Source organism: Nonomuraea africana, from assembly GCF_014873535.1.
Taxonomy (GTDB): domain Bacteria; phylum Actinomycetota; class Actinomycetes; order Streptosporangiales; family Streptosporangiaceae; genus Nonomuraea; species Nonomuraea africana.
In genome coordinates this window covers 3,296,749-3,319,246 of record NZ_JADBEF010000001.1, presented here as the reverse complement: position 1 = coordinate 3,319,246, position 22,498 = coordinate 3,296,749, and the positions used below count along the sequence as shown (strand labels likewise).

At 72.8% G+C, this 22,498-nt stretch carries 23 protein-coding genes; 8 read left to right on the top strand and 15 right to left on the bottom strand.

The genetic code is table 11. The features are described 5' to 3' along the window. The first annotated feature begins 8 nt into the window (after positions 1-8). Positions 9-839, top strand: a complete 831-nt coding sequence (locus H4W81_RS15735) for a hypothetical protein (RefSeq protein WP_192775492.1) — start codon at positions 9-11, stop codon at positions 837-839. On the opposite strand, the gene H4W81_RS15730 is transcribed toward H4W81_RS15735, so the two are convergent. Continuing rightward, a complete protein-coding gene (locus H4W81_RS15730; RefSeq protein WP_192775491.1) occupies positions 823-1,164 on the bottom strand; it encodes a hypothetical protein in 342 nt (113 codons plus the stop codon). The genes H4W81_RS15735 and H4W81_RS15730 overlap by 17 nt on opposite strands. Positions 1,165-1,335: 171 nt before the next feature. Between H4W81_RS15730 and H4W81_RS15725 the strand changes: the two genes are divergently transcribed. After that, positions 1,336-1,926, top strand: a complete 591-nt coding sequence (locus tag H4W81_RS15725) for an alpha/beta hydrolase family protein (RefSeq protein WP_192775490.1) — start codon at positions 1,336-1,338, stop codon at positions 1,924-1,926. Positions 1,927-1,930: 4 nt separating this feature from the next. Here H4W81_RS15725 and H4W81_RS15720 read toward each other — a convergent pair whose 3' ends face one another. Together H4W81_RS15720 and H4W81_RS15715 are read right to left on the bottom strand one after the other, a co-directional pair. Next, positions 1,931-2,128, bottom strand: coding sequence for a DUF5999 family protein (locus tag H4W81_RS15720; RefSeq protein WP_192775489.1), 198 nt, complete (start codon positions 2,126-2,128; stop codon positions 1,931-1,933). 240 nt (positions 2,129-2,368) lie between these two features. Then, entirely contained in the window at positions 2,369-2,929 is a 561-nt protein-coding gene (locus H4W81_RS15715; RefSeq protein ID WP_192775488.1) for a TetR/AcrR family transcriptional regulator C-terminal domain-containing protein, read from the bottom strand. A 127-nt stretch (positions 2,930-3,056) separates the two neighbouring features. Here H4W81_RS15715 and H4W81_RS15710 point away from each other — a divergent pair, with 127 nt between their 5' ends. Next, positions 3,057-3,455 carry a hypothetical protein gene (locus H4W81_RS15710; RefSeq protein WP_192775487.1) on the top strand — a complete coding sequence of 133 codons (399 nt, stop codon included), beginning with the start codon at positions 3,057-3,059 and terminating at the stop codon, positions 3,453-3,455. Here the strand turns inward: H4W81_RS15710 and H4W81_RS15705 are convergent. Beyond that, positions 3,409-4,500, bottom strand: coding sequence for a DmpA family aminopeptidase (locus H4W81_RS15705; RefSeq protein WP_192775486.1), 1,092 nt, complete (start codon positions 4,498-4,500; stop codon positions 3,409-3,411). The genes H4W81_RS15710 and H4W81_RS15705 overlap by 47 nt on opposite strands. Beyond that, entirely contained in the window at positions 4,497-5,108 is a 612-nt protein-coding gene (locus H4W81_RS15700; RefSeq protein WP_192775485.1) for a TetR/AcrR family transcriptional regulator, read from the bottom strand. The genes H4W81_RS15705 and H4W81_RS15700 overlap by 4 nt, the downstream gene beginning before the upstream one ends. Before the next feature lie 110 nt (positions 5,109-5,218). Between H4W81_RS15700 and H4W81_RS15695 the strand changes: the two genes are divergently transcribed. Next, entirely contained in the window at positions 5,219-6,601 is a 1,383-nt protein-coding gene (locus H4W81_RS15695) for an APC family permease (protein WP_192775484.1), read from the top strand. 35 nt (positions 6,602-6,636) lie between these two features. Here H4W81_RS15695 and H4W81_RS47245 read toward each other — a convergent pair whose 3' ends face one another. From H4W81_RS47245 to H4W81_RS15680, 3 genes are all read right to left on the bottom strand, one after another. Continuing rightward, on the bottom strand, positions 6,637-8,046 hold the full coding sequence (locus H4W81_RS47245) for an RNA polymerase sigma factor (RefSeq protein WP_225958644.1): 1,410 nt from the start codon (positions 8,044-8,046) through the stop codon (positions 6,637-6,639). 172 nt (positions 8,047-8,218) lie between these two features. Further along, positions 8,219-8,527 (bottom strand): hypothetical protein, encoded by a 309-nt coding sequence (locus tag H4W81_RS15685; protein ID WP_192775483.1) that lies wholly within the window; start codon positions 8,525-8,527, stop codon positions 8,219-8,221. Positions 8,528-8,576: 49 nt separating this feature from the next. Further along, entirely contained in the window at positions 8,577-9,734 is a 1,158-nt protein-coding gene (locus tag H4W81_RS15680; RefSeq protein WP_192775482.1) for an AMP-binding protein, read from the bottom strand. A gap of 49 nt (positions 9,735-9,783) precedes the next feature. Here H4W81_RS15680 and H4W81_RS15675 point away from each other — a divergent pair, with 49 nt between their 5' ends. The 3 genes from H4W81_RS15675 (at position 9,784) to H4W81_RS15665 (ending at position 13,152) form a co-directional block, all read left to right on the top strand. Beyond that, entirely contained in the window at positions 9,784-10,710 is a 927-nt protein-coding gene (locus H4W81_RS15675; protein WP_192775481.1) for an o-succinylbenzoate synthase, read from the top strand. Beyond that, the gene (gene menD, locus H4W81_RS15670; protein ID WP_192775480.1) at positions 10,707-12,359 is read left to right on the top strand and encodes a 2-succinyl-5-enolpyruvyl-6-hydroxy-3-cyclohexene-1-carboxylic-acid synthase; all 1,653 of its coding nucleotides are present in this window, start codon (positions 10,707-10,709) and stop codon (positions 12,357-12,359) included. Before H4W81_RS15675 ends, menD begins: the two co-directional genes overlap by 4 nt. Before the next feature lie 139 nt (positions 12,360-12,498). Then, complete coding sequence (locus H4W81_RS15665) at positions 12,499-13,152, top strand: DedA family protein (RefSeq protein ID WP_192775479.1); 654 nt, start codon at positions 12,499-12,501, stop codon at positions 13,150-13,152. Here the strand turns inward: H4W81_RS15665 and H4W81_RS15660 are convergent. The 6 genes from H4W81_RS15660 to H4W81_RS15635 form a co-directional block, all read right to left on the bottom strand. After that, a complete protein-coding gene (locus H4W81_RS15660; protein ID WP_192775478.1) occupies positions 13,096-13,836 on the bottom strand; it encodes a GntR family transcriptional regulator in 741 nt (246 codons plus the stop codon). The two genes, H4W81_RS15665 and H4W81_RS15660, sit on opposite strands and share 57 nt — an antisense overlap. A 177-nt stretch (positions 13,837-14,013) precedes the next feature. Then, positions 14,014-15,072, bottom strand: coding sequence for a DUF917 domain-containing protein (locus H4W81_RS15655; protein WP_192775477.1), 1,059 nt, complete (start codon positions 15,070-15,072; stop codon positions 14,014-14,016). Further along, positions 15,065-16,582, bottom strand: a complete 1,518-nt coding sequence (locus H4W81_RS15650; protein ID WP_192775476.1) for a hydantoinase/oxoprolinase N-terminal domain-containing protein — start codon at positions 16,580-16,582, stop codon at positions 15,065-15,067. Before H4W81_RS15650 ends, H4W81_RS15655 begins: the two co-directional genes overlap by 8 nt. A 13-nt stretch (positions 16,583-16,595) precedes the next feature. Continuing rightward, complete coding sequence (locus tag H4W81_RS15645; RefSeq protein ID WP_192775475.1) at positions 16,596-17,909, bottom strand: purine-cytosine permease family protein; 1,314 nt, start codon at positions 17,907-17,909, stop codon at positions 16,596-16,598. Between the two features lie 34 nt (positions 17,910-17,943). After that, positions 17,944-19,245 (bottom strand): hydantoinase/oxoprolinase N-terminal domain-containing protein, encoded by a 1,302-nt coding sequence (locus H4W81_RS49330; RefSeq protein WP_192775474.1) that lies wholly within the window; start codon positions 19,243-19,245, stop codon positions 17,944-17,946. Then, complete coding sequence (locus H4W81_RS15635; RefSeq protein WP_192775473.1) at positions 19,242-20,411, bottom strand: DUF917 domain-containing protein; 1,170 nt, start codon at positions 20,409-20,411, stop codon at positions 19,242-19,244. The genes H4W81_RS49330 and H4W81_RS15635 overlap by 4 nt, the downstream gene beginning before the upstream one ends. Positions 20,412-20,500: 89 nt before the next feature. Here H4W81_RS15635 and H4W81_RS15630 point away from each other — a divergent pair, with 89 nt between their 5' ends. Continuing rightward, positions 20,501-21,820 carry a PucR family transcriptional regulator gene (locus H4W81_RS15630; RefSeq protein WP_318781757.1) on the top strand — a complete coding sequence of 440 codons (1,320 nt, stop codon included), beginning with the start codon at positions 20,501-20,503 and terminating at the stop codon, positions 21,818-21,820. Positions 21,821-21,830: 10 nt separating this feature from the next. Here the strand turns inward: H4W81_RS15630 and H4W81_RS15625 are convergent, their stop codons facing one another. After that, on the bottom strand, positions 21,831-22,472 hold the full coding sequence (locus H4W81_RS15625) for a GntR family transcriptional regulator (protein WP_192775471.1): 642 nt from the start codon (positions 22,470-22,472) through the stop codon (positions 21,831-21,833). Between the last annotated feature and the right edge of the window lie 26 nt (positions 22,473-22,498).

Below are 22,498 nucleotides of genomic sequence, written 5' to 3'. Positions count from 1 at the left end.
GAGCCTTCTTGACGTCCCCCGAACTCGACACCGAGCTGAACACCGGCCCGCTCGAACAGGCCCGTCGTCTCGCCGAGAGCGGAGATCTCGAGGCCGCCGCCGAGATCTTCACCCGGCTGGCCGCCGACCCCGAGGGGCAGGACACAGCGCAGGCGGCCGTGGGGCTCGCCGTGGTCCTCGAGGAGCGCGGCGACCTCGAGGGAGCCAGGTCGGCGGCCAGGGCCGCGCTGGCCACCGGGCATCCCGAGTACGCCGCGCAGGCCGCCTGCCACCTGGCGCGCGGCTTTGAGCGCGACGGCCAGGACGAGCAGGCCAGGGGAGCCTGGCAGGCCGTCCTGGGCGTGGGCACGGCCGCCTACCTGCCGCTGGCGCACCTGGCGCTGGCCCGCCTGGCCGACGGCGACGAGGAGGCGGAGCGGGAGCTGCGGGCGGCGATCTCGGTCGGCGACCCCGACCTGAGCTGCCGGGCCGCGCAGGAGCTGGCCGAGCTGCTGCTGGAGCGCGGTGAGCCGGGCGAGGCGGCAGCGGTGCTGGTCGAGAGCCTGCCGCTGGCCGAGGGCGCCCACGCGGGGCGGCTGCGGGTGCTGCTCGGCATCGCGCACCTGGAGCTGGCGTGCGCGGAGTTCGCCGGCGTGGTGGAGGAGGCGGCGGCAGGCGGCGGCGCGGACGCCGAATCCACCTCGCTGGCAATCGAGCTGCTGGCCCGCACGCTGCCGCTGCGGGGCAGGGCCGACGACGCCGAACGGGTCTGGGCCTACGGCCTCTCGCACGCCGACGAGGAGCTGGCCGAGCAGGTCAGGCTCCGCATCGAGCGCGACGCGCTCAGTCCCGGCGCATGACCGCGACCGCGGCGGCGACGTTGATGACGACGATGCCGATCCACACCAGGGCCAGACCGAGGAATCCCTGACCGCCGGCGATGGCCGACAGCGGGATGGCCATGCCCATCGAGCCGAGCGCGATCGGCACCATGGGCCCGCCGCCGTTGCTCTTGTTCTTCTTGCCCTTGGCGGGCCGCTGGGCGTCCACCTCCGCCCTGACGCGCTCGGCGATGGTCGCGTCGAGCCTGGCCACGAACGACTCGACGAGCGCGGCCTCGTAGTCGGGGCCGAGGTGCTTGCGGGTCTCCAGCGTCGCGCGCAGGTCGTCGTGGATGTCAGACATGCAGCCAATGTCGCACGTCCTGGGGATCACTGCCATCCTCCCCCGGAACGAAACCCGTCCTTCTCAAGATCCGTGTTTTCCGAGAGGCCGTGTTTTCCGGGAGGCCGGGCTTTGGAGCGCCGTCCGCGGGGCGGTGCGGGCGGACCGGCCGGCCCCGGCTACCGTGGACGAATGGAGATCATGACGCCGCGGGGGGCGGCGCTGGCCGAGGTCGACGTGGCCGCGGGGCCGAGGCTGCTGCTGGTGCTCACGCACGGGTCGGCGGGCGGGGTCGACGCGCCCGATCTGCTGGCCGTCCGCGCGGCCGCGCTGGAGATGGGCGCCACGGTGGCCAGAGTGACGCAGCCGTTCAGGAGGGCGGGGGCCAGGGCCCCCGGCTCGCCCGCGCGGCAGGACGAGGCGTGGATCGCGGTGCTGAAGGAGCTGGGCGAGCGCCATCCCGGGCTCCCGATCGTCCAGGGCGGCCGCAGCAACGGGGCCAGGGTGGCCTGCCGTACGGCTCGGGCGGTGGGCGCCGACGCGGTGGTGGCGCTGGCATTCCCGCTGCACCCGCCGGGCAAGCCGGAGAAGTCGCGCGCCGACGAACTGCGCGCCGCGGGGGTCGACGTGCTGGTGGTGAACGGGGACCGGGATCCCTTCGGCGTGCCCGACGCCGCCGACGCCGCACGCCTGGTTGTGCTGCGGGGCGAGGGGCACGATCTCAAGAAGGACCCCGCGAAGGTCGGCGAGGTGGTCGCCGACTGGCTCGCGGGGCGTTACTGAGGGCTCAGGCTGCGCCGACCAGGGGATGCGGCCGGTGCGGGGCGATCACGTCACCGCTGGGCAGCAGCTCCCCGGTGTCCTCGAACAGGACCACACCGTTGCACAGAAGGCTCCATCCCTGCTCGGGATGGGACGCGAGGGTGCGTGCCGCCTCGCGGTCGGGCGCCTCAGCAGCCGGACAGGCCGGGTCGTGCGGGCACATCGGCGTGCCTCCGATATCTCTTGGGTGGGCTCCCATGCCTGGAAGTGGCGGGGGGAGCGGCTCGGGCTGTTTCGTATTCTGCGCCAAGTGTGCGGCGTGCGTCACAGTTTCCGACATAGCCCGTTAGGACGATTCAAGGAGGATCCCCGGGTGGTTCGGATCGTGTGACCTATGACACAGGGTGCCTTATGCAAGATAACGGTCCAACTTCGACACGCCGACGGAGTGGTAAACCCTCGATTACCCGCCCAGCCCCCGCAGCATCGCCTCCATGCCGCGTTCGAAGTCGGCGTCGGCCCTGTCGTCGCGACGGGTCCAGGTGTCGCGTTCGGGATCGGCCCACCCCGACTGCTGGACCTCCACCGCGACGCTGCCGAAGACGAAGGCCCGCAGGGTGCGGACGGCCTCGGCGGCGTCGCTGAGCCCCGCGTCGGTCAGTTGCTCAGTCTGCTCCATGATGGCGATGGCCGTGGCCCCCTTCGGAGGTTTGGTCAGCGCGAGCGCGAGCACCCCCGGATGCTCCCTGAGCGCCTCACGCTGCGCCCTGCACCACAGCCTGGCCGTCTCCTGCCAGGTGGTGGCCGGATCGACCTGGATCGCGGTGACGTGCTCGGCCAGCGCGTCCATGAGCGCCTCCTTGCCGCGGGGCAGGTGGTGGTAGATGGCCATGGCCTCCACCTGGAGCGCGTCGCCGAGCCTGCGCATGGTCAGCCTGCGCAGGCCCTGGCCGTCGGCGATGTGGAGTGCGGCGTCGATGATGCGCTCGCGGGACAGCGGGACGGGCGGTCGCTTGGCCGGCATGGAGATCAGCTTGCCATACTTTGTAAAGGCGGTCACCCTCTTCACCCCGGCGTGTCCGCCCCGAGTGGGTGTTCGACCCGCGGACCGCGTACGCTACCGCTGGCAACGAGTGAAAGGGAGCTGTCCGATGGCGTTTTTCCGTCCGCGTGTGAGCCGTGAGGCCGAGGTGCGCTTCCACGCCGACCAGGAGATCTCCAAGAGCTTCCCTGAGCTGCTCGCGAAGGCCAGGCAGGCCGAGGCGGTGGTGCGCGAGCTGCGCGCCGCGGGCGCTCCCGAGATGGAGCTGCGCGCCGCCGGCCTCCACTTCGACAAGGCGCTCACCGACGCGCTGCGCGCCGCCGAGGCGGGCCAGCGGGCGACGTTCGGCGTGAAGGCCTACGACGACAGGCTCGCCCGCCGCAGGGCCAAGGCGACGCCCAAGGGCGCCATGTGGACCGCCGAGGTCGACCGGCTGCGCACGCTGCGCGAGGAGAACCGGCTCACCGGGATCCCGCGCCTGCCCCGTCCTGTTCCAGCAGCTCGATGAGCGTGGCGACCGGCAGGGCGGGCGAGCGGTGCCCGTTCCTGCCGGTCATCTCCTCCGCCCCCATGAGGGCGTTGAGCACGGCCTCCTCCACCGCCTGCACCACGGCGGTGTAGTAGGGGTCCATCCGGCCCCAGGGCACGAAACGCAGGCTCTGGTAGTCGTCCGCGACGGTGAAGCCGCTGGTCAGGGCGCCCTCGTTGGCCGTGGAGAAGGCCAGGAAGATGTCGCCGGAGAAGTGGCTGCCCGTGGTGCCCGTGCGGGCCAGGCCCATCGGCACCCGCCGGGCCAGCGACTTGCACTGGCCGGGCAGCAGCGGCGCGTCCGTCGCCACGACGACGATGACCGAGCCCGCGCCCGAGGGGGCGAACCAGTTCGTGGTCTCCATCGGATTGTCGTCGAGCAGCCGGTGGCCCACCCTGTGGCCCGCGATGGTGAGCTCGTGGCGGCTGCCGAAGTTGGCCTGCGCGAAGACGCCCACGGTGTAGGTGTCGGAGCCGTGCTCGACCAGGCGTGAGGCCGTGCCCGAGCCGCCCTTGTACGCATAGCAGTTCATGCCGGTGCCGCCGCCGACGTTGCCCTCGGCCACCGGGCCCGTCGCGGCGGCCTCGATGGCCTGCGCGGCGTGCTCGAGCCGGACATGGGGGGCGTTGATGTCGTTGAGATAGCCGTCCCAGGTCTCGGCGACCACGGGCAGCAGCCACTGGGCGGCCAGCGCCGGATGGCGGTCGGCCACCCAGTCGACCACGCCTCGGTGCACGGTGCCCACCGCGTGCGTGTTGGTGATCATGACGGGCAGGGTCAGCGCGCCGATCTCCTCGATCCACGTGGTGCCGGTCATCTCGCCGTTGCCGTTGAACGAGTGACTGGCCGCGGCGCACGGCACGCCGACGGCCGCCCTGCCCCTCGGCAGGATCGCGGTCACGCCGGTGCGGGCGCCGCTCTCGGTCAGCGTCACGTAGCCGACCTCGACGCCGGGCACGTCGGTGATCGCGTTCCAGCGCCCTGGACGACCGTCCAGGGTGATCGGCAGGTCGCGGGCTCTCATCCGGATCTCCTCAGGTCTTCGCATCGGGTCGCGATGCGTGCGTAGCTCAGCAGCAGGTCGAGGGTGCGTTCGCGGGGGAGCGAGGCGTTGCGGCTGACGATGTGCAGGCCGTAGGCGTCCTCGAGGGCGACGAGGTTGGCGGCCACGTCGAGGACCGGCGCGGCCATGGTGAAGTGGCCCTGGCTCGCGCCGACCTCCAGGATGGCCGCGTACATCGCCACCTGTCTGTCATACAGGCTCTGCGACAGCGCGCTGAAGACGGGGTCGTCCCTGACCATCGAGAACTCGTAGAGGACCACCGCCAGCTCGTCGTCGGGGCCGTCCGGCAGGCCGTGCTCGATCGACTCCACCAGCTTGTCCCGCGCGTCGGGCAGCGCGGCCGCCGCCGTCATCCTCGCGGTGTAGAAGCGCTCGCCGGCCTGCTGGTAGACGCTGCGCAGCAGCTCGTCGAGATCGCGGAAGTAGTAGTGCACCGAGCCCCTGGCCACGCCCGCCTCGTCGGCGATGTCCGCCACACGCACCTGGTGCAGGCCGTGCCTGCGCACGGCTCTGGTCGCGGCGGCGACGAGCTGCTCGCGTCGCGCCGCCTGGTTTCTCGGTCTGGCCACATCCCCATTCTTTGGCATCCTGGCCAAATGTGGCAAGGGCCTTGACATGCGGCATAGTGATGATTTTGGCTGACGTGCCAAAGAACTCACCTCGGCATCAGGGATGTCACATGGCCGCGCCCCCCACGTACGCCCAGGATCTCTCCCGCTCGCTGACCTTCAAGGAGAACGTGCTCATCACGCTCTCGTCGGTGACCCCGGCCTCGAGCGTGTTCATCATCGTCCCCGCCATCATCGCCGGAATCGGCGGCGCCTCCGCCGTCGCGCTGGCCCTGGGCGCCCTGGTGGGCGTCTTCATGGCCTTCTGTTACGCGGAACTGTCCAGCGCCTATCCCGTGACGGGCGGCGAGTACGCCTTCGCCGCCCGCGTCCTCGGCAGGCCCCTCGGGTTCGCCATGTTCGCCCTGAGCATGGTGGGCAACGTGCTGATCGTCGCGGTGATCGCCCTTGGCACCGGCGACTACCTCGGCCTGGTCTGGCAGGCCCTGTCGGGCACCTGGGTGGGTGTCGCGGTGGTCGTGCTGGCCACGCTCGTCGCGGTCCTGAACATCCGGGCCAACGCCTGGCTGACCGGCCTGTTCCTGCTGCTGGAGCTGCTGGCGCTGGTGGTGCTCGCCGTCCTCGGGTTCGCCCACGTGGAGCAGCCGCTGTCGGTGCTGTGGACCCCGCAGACCACGGGCCCGAGCGGCCTGGAGGCCGCCTCGTGGGGCCTCATCGCCACCTACACCGCCACCGCGCTGTTCGCCTACAACGGGTACGGCACGGCGGTCTACTTCGCCGAGGAGACCAGGCAGGCGGGCCGGACCATCGGCAGGGCGATCATGTTCTCCCTCGCCGTCACCGTCACCGCCGAACTGGTGCCCGTGGTCGCGGTGCTCCTCGGCACGCCTGATCTCGCCGGCCTGCTGGCCTCGGACGCGCCGATGAGCCACTTCCTGCTCTCCCGTGGCGGCCGGGTCGTCGACACCGTGGTCAGCCTGGCGATCGCGCTGGCCATCGTGAACGCGGTCATCGCCATCATGATCCAGGCGGGCCGGCTGCTGTACTCGGCGGCCAGGGACGGCTCGTGGCCCGACGTGATCGGCCGGCCGCTGGCCAGGGTGCATCCCGGGCTGCGGACGCCGGTGGCGGCGACGCTGGTGATGGGCGCGCTGGCGGTGGTAGCGGCGGTGTTCGTGCCGCTCGACGCGCTGATCATCGCAACGGGGGCCAACCTGGTGGTGGTCTACGCCGTGGTCGCGCTGGCCGCCCTGGTCGGCAGGGCCAGAGGACTGACCGATCGCGCGGCCTACCGGATGCCGCTGTGGCCGCTCGCGCCGGTCGCGGTGCTCGCGGCGATGGCCTACGTGGCGTACGAGACGATCGTCTCGGACTGGGTGCCGCTGGGCGTGACGGTGGCGATCCTGGGGCTCGGCCTGCTCTACTACCGCTTCTACCTGCATCCGCGCAGGGGCGAGCGGTGGACCCTGCCCGACCCCGTGCCCGGCGACTGAACGCGAAGAGCCCCGGCCGTGGCCGGGGCTCTTCGTCAGCTCGCCCAGTCGAGCAGCGGGCGGGTGTTGCTCGGGTGGCGCAGCTTGGAGAGGGACTCCTTCTCCAGTTGGCGGATCCGCTCACGGGTGAGACCGAGGTGCTTGCCGATCTCGTCGAGGGTGTGCGGCTTGCCGTCCACCAGGCCGAAGCGCAGTGCCATGATGCGCGCCTCGCGCGGCGAGAGGTTGTCGAGCACGCCGCGCAGCTGGTCGCCCAGCAGCTGGCGGTCGACGATCTCCGACGCCTCGGGGGAGTCGACGTCCTCGATCAGATCGCCGATCGTGGTCTCGCCGTCCTCGCCGATCGTGGCGTTGAGCGAGATGGGCTGGCGGCTGGTGCGCAGCAGCTCCTCGATCTGGTCGGGCGTCTTGTCGAGCTCGACGGCCAGCTCCTCGGGCGTGGGCTCACGGCCGAGGCGCTGGTGCATGTCACGCTCGATGCGCGACAGCTTCGACAGCATCTCCAGCACGTGGACGGGCAGCCTGATCGTGCGGGCCGAGTCGGCGAAGCCACGCTGGATGGCCTGCCTGATCCACCACATCGCATACGTCGAGAACTTGAAGCCCTTGGTGTAGTCGAACTTCTCCACCGCGCGGATGAGGCCGAGGTTGCCCTCCTGCACGACGTCGAGCAGGGCCATGCCGCGGTCGGTGTACTTCTTGGCCACCGAGACGACCAGGCGCAGGTTGGCCTCGAGCATGTGGTCCTTGGCCCGCCTGCCGTCCTCGACCACCATCTCCAGGTCGGCGCGCCGGGCCGGGGTGAGGTCAGGCTCGCTGTCGAGCTTGTACTCGGCGTACAGGCCCGCCTCGATCCGCCTGGCGAGGTCGACCTCCTGGGCGGCGGTCAGCAGCGTGCGGCGGCCGATCGACTTGAGGTAGGTGTGGACGGAGTCGCCCATCACCGACTGGTTGTCGTCGAGGTCGAGCTGCTCCTGCTCCTGCTCGAGCTCGGCGTCCTCGGCGTTCAGCTGGAGGTCCTCGGGGGCGTCGACCTCGTCGGGAGCGGGCTGGTCGGCCTGCTCGACCGGCGCGGCCTCGTCGGCGGTCTTCGTGGCCGCCTCGGCGGTGCCGGCCGTGGCGGTCGCGGCGGCGGCGCTCTTGGCGGCGGTCTTGGTGCCGGTGGTCTTGCTGCCGGTGGTCTTGGTGGCAGCGGTCTTCTTGCGCGTGGTGGTCGCCTTCTTCGGGGCCGGGACCTTCTTGCCGAGCGAGGGCTCGTTCTCGGCGGCGAGGCTCACCCCGGCCTCGGTGAGCTCGCGCAGGATCGAACGTCCCTCGGTGGGGCTGATCCCGGCTACGGCAAAAGCCTCCCGCAGCTCCGCGAGGGAAAGGTGACCCTGAGCTCGCCCTCGGTCAAGGAGCTGGTCGAGGGTGGCAGGCGAGGTCGCCACGGCGGTTCGGGGCATGAGGACACCTCCTCCATACGGAGTCGCAGTCAGTCGAAAGTTTGTGGTGGGGCGGCGTCGGCCGCTCGGCGCACCAGTATCAATAACGTCATCTGCCGCATTTTGTTCCCGTGCCAGATGAAAAAAGGGGCGGCCCGCCGGATTCGGCGGCCGCCCCAAGAGCATGGACGCCCTAGTCGTCCACGTCGTTGAGCTGGCCGTTCACCTCCGGCATGGGCATCGGTTCGGCCTCCTCCATGCGGGTCTCCGTCCAGTAGTCGGCGGCTTCCTGCGGGTCCTGGCCGACCTCGTGGGAAACGACCTCGTCTGGTTCCTGTCCTTCCGCGGGCCGGCTGGACGGTGTCGGGGTGACCACGACTTTCGTCTCCTGACTCACCTTCTCGAGCCTGCCCGCCGAAGCGGCCGCCGCGACGGAGACGCCGCCGACGACGATCACGCCGACAGCCGCCGCGGACACCCACATCTTGCGGGGTTGGTTCATGAAGGGCTCCTAACTTCCAGCTGCTCCTATAAGACGCATCCGGCGGGCCTCAGGTTCCGGTCCGAAGGGCGGCGAGATCGGTTTTACCATTCGGCAGCAGTGGAAGTGCGGACAAGAGCCGCAGTTCGCGCGGGGCGGCGTAGGCGGGCAGCCGGTCTCGGGAGTAGGCGCGCAGCTGGTCGAGGGTCGGCACGGTGGCGGGATCCCGCGGGACGATCACGGCGACCACGGCCTCGCCCCATTCGGGATGGGGACGGCCCACGACGGCCACATCGGCGATCTCGGGGTGGCGGGCGAGCACCGCGGCGACGGAGGCGGCCACCACCTTCTCGCCGCCGGTGTTGATGACGTCGTCGGCGCGGCCGAGCACCGTGAGCCTGCCGCTCTCGATCGAGCCCAGGTCGGAGGTGACGAACCAGCCGCCCTCCAGGGGCGCCCCGGCCGCGCCGAAGCGATAGCCGGAGAACAGGACGGGCCCGGAGACGAGGATCCGGCCGTCGTCGCGAATCTTGAGATCTACATTGTAAAGGGGGCGGCCGTCGTACACGCAGCCGCCGCTGGTCTCGCTGCTGCCGTACGTGGTGACGATCTTCGCCCCCGCCTCCCTCGCGGCCTCCAGCAGGCCGGGCCTGGCCGCGGCGCCGCCGAGCAGGATGGTGCGGAAGACGCTCAGATCGGCGCCGCGCTCCATGAGGCGGTGCAGCTGGGTGGGGACCAGGGAGACGTGCTCGGCGCCGGAGACGGCGACGGCGGCGGGGTCGAAACGCTCGTGGATGATCGGGTCGGTGCCGCTGAGCAGCGACCTGACCAGCACCTGCAGGCCCGAGACGTGGGAGGGCGGCAGGCAGCACAGCCAGCGGTCGCCGGGGGAGGCCTCGAGACGGCGCAGGGAGGAGGCGGCCGAGGTCCTGAGCGCGGCGGCGGTCAGCATGACGCCCTTGGGGGTGCCCGTGCTGCCAGAGGTGGCGATGACGACGGCGACGTCGCCGGGGACGCCCGGGCCGCCGGCCTGCCGTACGCCTTCGGGGGTCTCGATCTCCGTCGGGCGCAGCGTCCGCAGCGCGACCTCGGAGTGGTCGGGAGACAGGGGGAGGACGGCGGGTCCCTCGCCGGACAGCGCGGCCTCGATCGCCGCGAAAAGCCGCGGTCCCGGGGGCAGAACCAGCGCCCGCAACGGGCGGTCCGGATGCGACGGGTTCCTCCACATGCTCGTAAGGTTAGTGCCGACAGACGGTGGTCCTTGGAAAGGTGCGTTGATGGGTTCTGGGCCACGGGTCTTCCGGATCCCGATGCGCACCCGATTCCGCGGCCAGACGGTTCGCGAGGGCGTCCTGATCGAGGGGCCCGCCGGGTGGGGCGAGTTCTCCCCCTTTCCCGAGTACGGCCCGCGCGAGTGCGCGCGCTGGCTGGCCTGCGCCCGCGAGGCCGCCTTCGACGGCTGGCCCGCCCCGGTGCGCGCGCGCGTTCCCGTCAACGCGACGGTCCCGGCGGTCGGGCCCGAGCAGGCGCACGAGATCGTCCGGCGCTCGGGCTGCGGCACCGCGAAGGTCAAGGTGGCCGAGCGGGGCCAGACCTTCGCCGACGACCTGGCCAGGGTCGAGGCGGTCCGCGACGCGCTCGGGCCCTCGGGCCGGCTGCGCGTGGACGTCAACGGCGCGTGGGACGTCTCCACCGCGGTGCGCCGCCTGAAGGAGCTCGACGCCTTCGGCCTGGAGTACGCCGAGCAGCCGTGCGCCACGCTCGAGGAGCTGGCCGCGGTACGGCGGGCGGTCGAGGTGCCGATCGCGGCCGACGAGTCGATCAGGCGGGCCGAGGATCCGCTGAAGGTCAGGGCGGCCGAGGCGGCCGACATCGCGGTGGTGAAGGTGCAGCCGCTCGGCGGGGTGCGGGCCGCGCTGCGGGTGGTGGAGGCGTGCGGGCTGCCCGCGGTGGTCTCCAGCGCGGTGGAGACGTCGGTGGGGCTGGCGGCCGGGGTCGCGCTGGCGGCCTGCCTGCCCTCGCTGCCCTACGCCTGCGGTCTCGGGACGATGTCGCTGCTGTCGGGGGATGTGGCGAGTCCCTCACTGACGCCCGTCGACGGGTTCTTGCCAGTGGATCGCCCTGCGGTGGACGCTGCGCTGTTGTCGGAGTTCGAGATCGAGTCGCCGTCCTGGCTGCGGCGGATGCGGGAGGCGGACCTGTGAACCCGGCTACGGCGCTCGCGACGGTCCTGGTCGACGAGCTGGTCCGCAGTGGCCTGACCGACGTGGTGATGGCGCCAGGCTCCCGCTCGGCCCCGCTGGCGCTGGCCCTGCACGCCGAGTCGCGGGTGCGGCTGCACGTGCGCATCGACGAGCGTTCGGCCTCCTACCTGGCGCTCGGCCTGGCCCGCCGCTCCGAGCGGCCCGTGGCGCTGATCTGCTCCTCGGGCACGGCCGTGGCCAACTTCCACCCGGCCGTGATCGAGGCGAGCGAGTCGGGGGTGCCGCTGCTGGTGCTGACCGCCGACCGGCCGCCCGAGCTGCGCGGCACCGGCGCCAACCAGACCATCGACCAGCTGAAGGTGTTCGGCGGGTCGGCCAGGTGGTTCGCCGAGGTCGGGGTGCCGGAGGAGCGGCCGGGGCAGGTGGCCTACTGGCGCTCGCTGGCCTGCCGCGCCTACCAGCGGGCCCTCGGCCCGTCCGATCCCGGCCCTGTCCACCTCAACCTGGCCTTCAGGGAGCCGCTCATTCCCGACGGCGACTCCTCGTGGGTGGAGTCGCTCGACGGCGACGCCTCGGGGCCGTGGGTGCGCGCCCGGGTGGCGCCGCCGCCCGTCGCCCTGCACCTGCCGCCGACCAGGCGCGGGGTGCTGGTGGTCGGCGACGGCGCGGCGAACGTGCGCCGCTACGTGGCCGCCGCGGGCATGGCGGGCTGGCCGGTGCTGTCGGAGCCCAACGGCGGGGGCAGGTACGGCGACCACGCCATCTCCACCTACCACTTCCTGCTCGGCACACCCTCCTTCGCCGACGCCCACCAGCCCGACGTCGTGGTCACGCTCGGCCGTCCCGGGTTGTCGCGCTCGCTGCTGTCATGGCTGCGGAGGGCGCAGGAGCACATCGTCGTCTCCACCGACCTGTCGCGCTGGCCCGACCCGACGCGCTCGGCGACCCAGGTGGCGCAGGCGGTGGAGATCCCCGTGGCGGCGGGCGACGACGCGTGGCTGCACTCGTGGCGGCGGGCCGACGCGGCGGCGAGGGCGGCGATCGACGAGCTGCTCGACTCCAGCGGGATGAGCGAGCCGCGCGTCGCCCGCGACCTGGCCGACTCGCTGCCCAACGGGGCGCTGCTGTTCTGCGGGTCCTCGATGCCGATCAGGGACCTCGACCAGGCGATGCGGCCGAGGCGCGGGCTGCGGCTGCTGGCCAACAGGGGCGTGTCGGGCATCGACGGGCTGGTGTCGACCGCGATGGGGGCGGCGCTGGCGCACAACGGGCCCTCCTACGCGCTGCTCGGCGACCTGACGTTCCTGCACGACCAGAACGGGCTGATCCTCGGGCCGAGGGAGCCGCGGCCCGACCTGTGCCTCGTGGTCGTCAACAACGACGGCGGCGGGATCTTCTCGCTGCTGCCGCAGGCGGCGATCCGTGATCCGTTCGAGCGGGTCTTCGGCACGCCGCACGGGGTGGATCTCGGGTACGTGGCGGCCTCGACGGGCACGCCGTACCGGCTGGTGGAGGACATCACCGACCTGCCCAAGGCGGTCAGGGGCGAGGGGCTGCGGATCGTGGAGGTCAGGACCGACAGGGAGCCGAACGCGCTGCTGCACGGGCAGCTGAGGGACGCCGCCCAGGCGGCGATCAGGCAGCTCTAGCCGCCGGTGGGGCGCCGGTGGAGCAGGCCGAACTTCGACCACATGCCCTCGGCGGCCTCGATGGCGGCGTGTAAAGAGGTCGCTTCGCCGGTCAGGTGTCTCTCCTCTTTTGGCTGGTTGCCGGCGCTAAGGTGTCCGGATGCATATCGAGGAATGGCTGCAGGCGATCCCGCCGCTCTGGATCTGCGCTCTGGTCGGGTTGGTCATCGGCTTGGAGAGTCTGGGCATCCCGCTGCCCGGCGAGATCGTCCTGGTCAGCTCCGCCCTGTTGTCGGCCAAGGGCGTGGTGAGTCCGGTCTGGGTGGGCGTGTGCGCGAGTGTGGGGGCGATCGTCGGTGACTCGATCGGCTACGCCATCGGCAGGCGGGGCGGCAAGCCCCTCTTCGACCGCCTGGGCCGGAGGTTTCCCAAGCACTTCGGGCCGCACCACATCGCCAAGGCGGAGCACTACTTCCACCGCTACGGCATGTGGACGGTGTTCTTCGGGCGATTCGTCGCGCTGCTGCGCATCCTGGCGGGGCCGCTGGCGGGGGCGTTGCGCATGCCGTACTGGAAGTTCCTGGTCGCCAACGTGCTCGGCGGCATCGTCTGGGCGGGCGGCACCACGGCGGTGATCTACTACCTGGGCATCGTCGCCGAGAAGTGGCTGAAGGGCTTCTCGTGGGTGGGGCTGGCGGCGGCCGTGCTGTTCGGGCTGGGCACCACCTGGTACCTGAAGAGGAAGGCGAGCAGGGCCTCAGCGTTCGATGAGGGTGACCTCGAGAGAGTAGTGCGAAGCCCGGTAGATGTGTGAGCCGTGCTCGACGGCCCTGCCCTGGTCGTCGTAGGTGGTGCGGATCATGGTGAGCAGCGGGGCGCCCCTGCGCTCGTCGAGCAGCCTGGCCTCGGTGGCCGAGGCGGCGCGGGCGCCGATGCGCTGGTTGGCGACCCTCATGCGCACGCCCGCGGCGCGCAGCAGCTCGTACAGGCCCCGGCCCTGGAGGCCCTCCGAGGTGAGCGGGGCCAGGCCGAGGGGCAGCCAGTTGTGCAGCAGGGCGAGCGGCTCGCCCGAGGCGAAGCGCAGCCGCTCGAGGTAGAGGGCGTCGTCGCCGGGAGAGAGGCCGAGCACCTGGGCGACCTGCTCGTCGACGGGGCGCGGCTCGAGCGCGAGGACCTGGGTGGCGGGCTCCTGCCCGGCGCGGCGCAGGTCGTCGTAGAGGCTGGTGAGCTCGACCGAGCGCTTGACCTGGCCGTGGACGACCTGGGTGCCGACGCCGCGCTTGCGCACCAGCAGGCCCTTGTCGACGAGGTACTGGATGGCCTGGCGGATGGTCGGCCTGGACAGCCCGAGCCGGTCGGCGAGCAGGATCTCGTTGTCGAGCCTGGAGCCGGGGGCGAGGTCGCCTCGCCTGATCGCTTCGGCGATCTGCTCGGCCACCTGGAAGTACAGCGGGACGGGACTGGAGCGGTCCAGGTCGATCGCCAGGTTCGCGGTCATGTGATCAGGCTACCGAGGTCAGAATGTCCTGACAAATATTTCGTCCACGGTGCGGACGCGGCCCGATGTGGAGGAAGGGTAACCGGCCGGGTCAACGGGAGGGGGGAGGGGCGGGGGCGCAACGTCTGAGGGTGGCGCGCCCCCGCCCGTCGGCGGCCCCCGGCGGGGGACTCGGGGTCAGGCGGCGGGCAGGGGCCGGTAGTCGCAGTCGTAACCGAAGTACCTGGGCCCCGCCAGGTCGAGGCCGGCCGGGGTGGTCCAGCGCGGGTCGCAGGGCACCCCGATGACGGTGACGCGCAGGCCGTAGCGCATGGACTCGGTGGTCACCGGCTCGCCGGTGTCGGTGTCGAGCACGCAGATCAGGTCGGGCGTGGTCGCGACGATCTCGCCGTCCCTGCGGGCCAGCAGGTGCTCGTTCTGGAAGCTGAGCTCGAAGCCGTCCGCCCCCGCGAGCAGCGCCTTCCCGCGCGCGAACCCGCCGGTGGTGCGGCGCTCGACGTCCACGACCTTGCCGGTGAACAGCGTCACGCCGCCGAGCACGGACGTCGCCGCGGCCACGGGGTCGGCGTGGGCGGCCCTGGCCTGCCGTACGGCCCGGCCGAGATCCTCGGCCAGCGTCAGGGTGGCGGGGACGAGCCCGTCGGCCAGCTGGTCGCCGCGCAGCACGGTGTCGGCGCAGGAGACCTGGCAGCCCATCTGGACGCAGGCCGCCCTGCCCAGCCGTTCGGCCCAGTGGTTGGAGATCGCGTCCACGACGAGGGTGTTGCCCTTGTCGTCGGCCATGGCCATGGGCGTGTTCGACACTCCGATGAGTGTGGGCAGCACCATCTGCGCCTCGGGGAAGGCGCGGCCCATGGCGTCGCCGTCCACGAGCGGCAGCCCCGCCTGGGCGGCGGCGGCGATGGGGATCATCGAGTTCACCCCGCCGATCTCGATCGGGACGATGTGCGTCGCCTTGCGGCCGAGCACCGCCTCCAGCGCCCGCAGCGCGGCCAGCTCCTCGGTGCCGGCCGGCAGCTTCTCCAGCAGCACGGTCGGGGCGCCCATCCCCGAGATGGGCACCACGGTCGCGTCGGCGGGCACCTCGGCGATGTCGTAGAGGGTCACCGGGCCGTGGCGGCGGATGGCCTCCCTGGCCAGCAGCTTGCCGACGTAGGGGTCGCCGCCGCCACCGGTGCCGAGGATGCCTGCGCCCCTGGCCATGTCGTCCAGCTGGTCGATGCCGATCTCACGCATTGATCTTCTCCAAGTCGAGGTCGCCGACGGCCTTCACCCTGATGCGGGTCGCGTCGCCGGGAAGGTAGGCCAGCGGGACCTCCTCCACGTCGGCGACGCGCACGCTGCCGGTGCGCGCGCCCGCCCGCTCGGCGCGGGCGACGGCCTCGGCCTTGGCCTCGGCGAGAATGGCGTCGCGCGGCCCCGAGAAGACCCTGTCCACCTCCCCGCCGACCTGGGCGATGGCCGCTCCCACCGCGTTGGCCACGGCGTAGTGGTCGGGCCTGCGGACGTCCTCGAAGCCCGGCAGGTCGGTGATGAGGATGCTGCCGCCGCCCACGAGCACGACCGGCAGCGGGTCGGCGGAGGTGCGCATGCGGTCCACGGCGTCGGCCACCCGCTCGGCGATGATCTTCAGGGAGCGCGCCGGGTCGACGCCCGCCACGAGGGAGGGGTCGCCGATGTCGGCCTGCCCCGCCGCCACCGCCAGGTCGGTGGCGGTGAGCGTGCTCCCGCCGAAGACCAGCGCCTCGTCGGGCAGGCGGAAGCCCACGCTGCGCGGTCCCACCGAGCCGTCCTCGGCGACCAGCGAGCCGCCGCCGATGCCGATCGACAGCACGTCGGGGATGCGGAAGTTGGTGCGCACCTCGGCGACCATCGCCTCGCCGGACGCCTCACGGGGGAAGCCACCGGCCAGGATGCCGACGTCGGTGGTGGTGCCGCCGATGTCGACGACGGCGCAGTCGGTCAGCCCCGACAGGTAGGCGGCGCCGCGCATGGAGTTGGTCGGTCCCGAGGCGAACGTGGCCACCGGGTAACGCATGGCCCGGGAGACGTCCATGAGCGTGCCGTCGTTCTGCGACAGGAACAGCGGCGCGTCGATGCCGGCCACCGTGAGCGCCTGGCTGAAGGCGGCCACCGTGCGCTCGGCCAGCGGGCGCAGCGCGGCGTTCACGATCGTGGCGTTCTCCCTGGCCAGCAGGCCGACGCGGCCGATCTCGCCGGAGAGGGACAGGTGCGCCTCTGGGCCGAGTTCGGCGGCGAGGATCTCGGCGGCGCGCCGCTCGGCGGAGTCGTTGACGGGGGAGAAGACCGAGGAGATCGCGACCGAGCGCAGCCCGCGCGCCCTGATGTCGGCCGCTACCCGGCGCAGCTCCTCGGGGTCGAGCTCGGAGATGGGGGTGCCGTCGTACTCGTGGCCGCCGTGGCACAGGTAGGACGCGCCCTCGACGACCGCCCTCAGCCGCTCGGGCCAGTCGACCATGGGCGGCAGCGCGGCCGTGGCCGGCAGGCCGAGCCGTACGGCGGCGACGGGCTCCAGGCGGGCCGCCTCGACCAGGGCGTTGACGAAGTGCGTCGTGCCGATCATTACCGCGGACACCTGGGTGGCGCCGAGGCCGGCGAGGGCCGCGGCGACGCCGCTGGTGACGTCCTCGGTGGTGGGGGACTTGACGGTGGCGAGAACCTCGCCGTCGTCGCCGATGAGGGCGGCGTCGGTGTTGGTGCCGCCCACGTCGATGCCGATGCGCATAGGGGGAGATCCTTCAGATGGTGACGAGTTCGCGGGTGCCCCGGACCAGGCCGAGCCTGCCCGCGACGATGTAGGCCAGACCTGCGAGCAGGAGGGAGTTGAGCGCGGGGATGCCGACCCACTGGTAGTGCTCGCTCAGCCAGCCGACCAGCGCGGCCGCCGCCCAGACGACGAGTGTCGCGGGCACCCAGCCGGGCTCGGTCGAGGGGAGTTCGCCCCGCTCGCGGGAGGCGTCGAGGACCGGCCGCCAGCGCTTGACCACGAAGTACTCGGCCACCATGATCCCCGCGATCGGCGGGGTGATGACGCCGAGGATGAGCAGGAAGTCGGTGAACCGCTCGAGGATGCCCATCGCGGCCAGAACGCTGCCGAGAACCCCGATCCCCACGGTGACGGCGACCCGGTTGAGCTTGACGCCGGTCGTGGACTCGACGGCGTTGAGCAGGCCGAGCGAGGAGGAGTACAGGTTCCAGTTGTTGATCTTGACGGTGGCCGAGATCAGCACAATGACGCCGACCACGCCGGAGGAGGCGGTGATGATCGCGATGACGTCGGAGGACTTCACCGCGTAGGCCAGCAGCACGCCGGCCAGGCCGAGGACGTACTCGCCGAGCGAGATGCCCACCAGCGTCTGCTTGATCACGTCCCCAGTATTGCGGTTGAAGCGGGTCATGTCGGGCGTGGTGACCGCGCCGATGATGTAGGAGCCCGCCACGATCGTGGCGCCGGTGGCGATCGAGATGGGCTCGCCGAACGGCGGCGAGGCGACCAGCGCGCCCAGGTCGTGGCGGGAGATCTCCACCCACATCGCCCAGCCGGCCAGGCCGAGGAAGGCGGGCACGGTGATGAACGCGGTCATGCCCATGGCCTTGAAGCCGCGGATGACCAGCGCGGTCACGCCCAGTCCGGCGATCAGGGACCAGGTCCAGAGGGGGAGCCAGCTCATGATCGAGTGCAGCCCCGCGGCGAAGACGGCGGTCTGCACGCCGAACCAGCCGAAGAGGCTGAGCGTGATGATGACGCCGATCAGCGTGGAGCCGTAGCGGCCGAACCCGGTCCACCTGGCCAGGACCGACGTCGACAGGCCCTCGCGCATGCCGGCGATGCCGACGAAGATGCAGACGATCTCGAGGATCACCGAGCCGAGCGTGAAGGCCCAGAACGCGCCCCAGAACGACAGGCCCGCGCCGAGCGTGGCGCCGAGCAGGAACTGGGTCAGGTCGGACAGCTGGCCGAAGCGCTGCACGGCCACGTTGAACCAGGGGTAGCGGGCACCGGCCGGCACCCGCTCCAGCGGGTAGTCCTCATCGGCGGTCGTCGTGCTCATGGAAGGTATGCCTTTCGCGCTTTCGAGGGGGGATTCACAGCTGGGCGGGCGGGCCCGCGGCCCTGGCGCGCAGCCGTACGAAGGGGCCCGGCAGGTAGGCGAGGGGGGTGTCGGCGGCCTCGAGGATGCGCACCTGCCTGGGGTCGGCCCCGGCTCTGACGGCGCTGGCCCGCGCCTGCTCGATCACCGCCTCGAGCGCCTCGGGCAGGGCCGAGCGGTCGGGCAGGCGCACGACGCGTTCGTACTGCCCGCCGACGGGGCTGGTGGCCGCGCCGATGGCGCCCGCCGCCGTGCCGTGCTCGGGGTGCAGCCCGCCCGGCACGGCCCGCACCCCTCCGCCGACGACCACGAGCGGCAGGCGGTCCGCGCCCGGCTGCATCCGGTCGACGGCCTCGGCCAGCTCGGCGGGCTCGAAGGGGCGGGGGACCCTGATCAGCTCGGGGATGCGCAGGCCGACGGGCACGCCGCCGATGCGGGCGCCGCCCGCGGCCTCCTCGGGGAAGCCGCCCGCGAGGGCGCCCACCCTGATGCGGCGCGCGCCGACGTCGGCGACCACGGCGTCCTCGAGGCCGGTCAGCACGCCGGCGCCGCGCAGCACGCTGGCCGGGCCGCTGCCGAGGCTGAGCCCGGGGTGCCTGGCCAGGTGCTCCAGGCTCATCAGCGTGCCGTCGCCGCGGGTGACGTGGACGGCGGTGACCGGCGACAGCGCGGCCGCCAGGCGGTCGGCGACGTCGGTGGCGAAGCCGGACAGGGCGGCGTCGAGGACCGTGGCGTTCTCGCGTTCGAGCAGGCCGAGGGAGCCGAGGTCGGCCGACAGGGCGACGGGCAGGTCGCCCAGCTCGGCTCGGACGATGTCGGCGGCCTCGAGCTCCTGCTCGGCGTCCAGGGGGGAGAACAGGCCGGTGATGGCGACCGCCTGGGCCGTGCCGGCGACGCGGGCGGCGAAGCGGGCGACGGCGGCGGTGTCCAGGGGCGTCCAGTCGTCGCGGTCCAGGCCGCCGCCGCCGTCCACGATCTCGGTCGCGGCGCAGACGGCCCGCAGCAGGTCCTCGGGCCAGCCGAACAGCGGGCGTACGGCCTGCGCCTCCTGGCCGCCGATGCGCAGGACGGCGACCTTGCACAGGCCGCGTCTGTCGTCCACGGCGGAGGCCGCGCCGCGCAGGCCGACCGCGATCTGGGCGAGGGGCGGGGTGCCGAGCCGCCCGAGGGCGGCGGTGACACTGGCCACGGGGTCGCCGGGGACGGAGGCGACCTTGACGGTGGCCAGGACCGCGCCCGCGTCGTCGAGCAGGGCGGCGTCGGTGTTGGTGGGGCCGACGTCGACCCCGGCCTTCACGACGCGGCCCCTGGACGGGGCGCCGCCCGGGGCGCATCGGGGGACACAGCAGGGGGCACGGAAGGGGGCATGGATGGGGACACGGATGGGGACACGGACGGGGCCGCGGCCGAGGGGTCCTCCGAGGGGGCGGAGGCGGCCGCGGGCGGGGGTTCCTCCGGGGGAGCGGAGGGGGTTGCGGGTGCGGTGCGGCCGGTCAGGCCGGTCAGGCCGGTCAGGCCGAACGCCTCGGGCCCGGCCAGGCGCAGGCCCTCGGGGGTGTGCCAGACCGGGTCGCAGGGGACGCGCACGATGCTGACCCGCAGGCCGTACCGCACGTATTCGGTGTCGACGACCTCGCCGGTGCGGGCGTCGAGCATCGCGATCACGTCGGGGACGGCGGCCAGCGGCGCGCCGTCCTCCATGACCGCGAGGAATTCGGTGCCCGCCTCGACCCTGACCAGGCGGCCGAGGTCGGGCCCGAGGCCTTCGACGAGGATGGGGCAGGGCTCGGCGATCTTCCCCGAGATGAGGGGCGCGGGCAGCCGGGCGCCGAGCCGTAGCGCGTTGGTGACCGAGCCGAGCGCGGTGGAGGTGGCGACCTGGTGGCCGCGCAGCACGTACTCGCTGGTGGCGACCACGCCGCCGAAGGGTTCGAGGGCGGCGCGCACCAGGCGCTCCAGCCAGCGGCCCGAGACCTGGTCGATGACGACGGTCCTGCCGCGCCCGTCGCAGATCACGGCGGGGGTGGGGGAGACGCCGCGCAGCTGCATGACGGTCTGGTCCATGCGGGGGAAGGCACGGCTCATGCCGTCGGCGTCCACCAGGGGCAGGCCGAGGCGGGCGGCCCAGGCGACGGCCAGGCAGCCGTTCGCGCCGCCGATCTCGCTGGCCAGCAGGGCGCCGACCGGCACGCCGTACAGCTCCTCGATCTTCTGGCGCAGGTGCAGCGGCTCGTCGGTGCCGCCGACCCGTTCGGACGTCACGGCGGAGGAGCCGGCGATGCCGACGGGCATGACCAGCAGGTCGGGGTCGAGACCGGCGGGCTGGACCACGCGGACCGGGCCGTGGTCACGCAGCGCCTGGAGGGCGGCGGCCCTGGCGATCGTCACCGGACCGCCGCCACCCGAGCCGAGGACCGCGCAGCCCCTGGCGTAGGCGGGGAGTGTCCCGGTGTCGATGTGCATGGCCTCCACAGTAGGAAAGCCGCAGACCACCCGTGGTGTGCCGGCAGACCCTCATTGGGAGATCGGTGTGCTCATGGCACACTGAAGAGGTGTTTGTGGGGGATGGCCTGCGCCGACTGGCCGGACCTGACGCGCCGGGACCCGCGACCGGGGTGCGGCTGGTGGAGGACCTGCGGACGGTCGTGGACCAGCCGCGGGGCGCGATGCTCGTGCTCACCCTCGAGGCGTCGCTGCGAGCCACCGGCTACCGCCTGGAGGTGGTGCTGCGCGACGCGGCGGCGGCGGGCGCGGCCGCGCTGGTGCTGACGGCGCCGGTGGAGGTGGCCCGCTCGGCCGCCGCCCTGGCCGAGCGGGCCGGGGTGGCACTGCTGTCGGCGCCCGAGGGGACGGAGCTGGCCGGGCTCGTCGTCGCCATCGACCGGGCCATCGCCGGCGACGCCGCCGACGCGCTGGTGCGGGCGGAGAAGGCGGTGCGCGGCGTGCTCGCCGCGGCGGGAGCTCCCGAGCGGATGGCCGCGGCGGCGGGCGCGGCGCTCGGCGTCGAGGTCGCGGCGGACCTCTCCGCGCCGGACCGGGACGGCCATCTGGGCAGGGCGGTGCGGATCGTGCTCAGGCTGGCCGAGCTGGCGGCCGCGGCAGGGCCCGCGGAGGAGGCGCCGGCCCGCTCGCGCGCCCAGGTGCTGACCGAGCTGCTGGTCGCCCCGGAGAGGCAGGCGCAGGAGCTGGCCCCGAGGGCGCGCACGCTGGGGCTGCCCGTCGACGGATGGCACGTGGTGCTGCGGATGGAGGGGCCGGAGCCCTACGCGCTGCTCGACACCCTCGCCACACGGGCCGCCCGCCTGGTGCGCGAGCTGGTGGGGCCCGAGTGGAGCGTCGCGATGGCCGACGGGGCGCTCATCGTGGTGCGCACCTCGCCGCACGACCCGGGACGCGCGGGCCTGCGCGCCGCCACCAGGGACGCGGCGCTGCTGCTGGAGCGTGTCCGGCCGGCGGGAGTCGAGCTGCGGTGCGGCGTCAGCACCGCCCACCAGGGACTGCTGGGCCTGCGCACCTCGGCCTCCGAGGCCCGTACGGCCGTGCGCCGCGCGTCGTCGGCGCTGGCCACCTACGACCTGGCGGGGCTCGATCGGATGCTGGAGGAGTGGTACTCCTCCGACGCGGCGCAGCAGGCGGTGAGGGAGCTGCTGCAGCCGATCCTGGAGCAGAAGAAGGCGGCACTGCTGCTGGAGATCCTGCGCGCCTACCTCGACCACCACGGCTCGCCTGCCAGAGCCGCCGAGGAGGTGCGGATGCACCGCAACGCGGTCAGCAGGAACGTCAGACGCATCGAGGAACTGCTCCAGGCGGACCTGAACGATCCCCAGCAACGGCTGGCACTCCAGCTGGCCTGCAGAGCCGCTCGGCTCTGACGCCCCGGGGTCAGCCCGGCGGCGTGCCCTGCTCGCGCCGGTGCGTCGCGCCCGCCTCGACGTGCTCGATCATGATCCGTTCGGCGGTCGCCCCGTCGCCCTCCTCCAGCGCCCGCAGGATCCGCTCGTGCGCCTCCAGCTGCCGCGCGGCCACCTCGGGGTCGAGCCAGAGCGAGGCGGAGGGCGGCACGGGGAAGCTGGCCCGCACCGCCCGGGCGTGCTGGCCGAGGAAGGCGGGCCCGCCGATGTCGGCGATGCGCAGGTGGAACTCCTCCGACCCGGCGCCCAGCTCGTCCAGCCGGCCCGCCGCCGCGGCCTCGGTCATCGAGGCGTGCAGCTCGCGCAGGCCCGCCAGATCGGCCGCGCCGACGCGGGCGGCGGCCAGCCGCGCGCCCAGGCCCTCGACGACCGCGCGCACCCCGTAGAACTCGGCCAGCGCCTCGTCTCCCAGGTCGACCACGGTCGCCCCGTGATGCGTCTCGTAGCTGATCAGCCGGTCCTTCTCCAGGCGGCGCAGGGCCTCGCGGACGGGGGTGACCGACACGCCGAGCCGGTCGGCGACCGCCGCGGCGCGCAGGGCGGTGCCGCCGGGGATTCGGCCGGTCCTGATCTCCTCCCGCAGCACCTCGTACGCGTAGTCCGCTTTGCTCATCGGGGCTCGCATAACTTATAAGATAT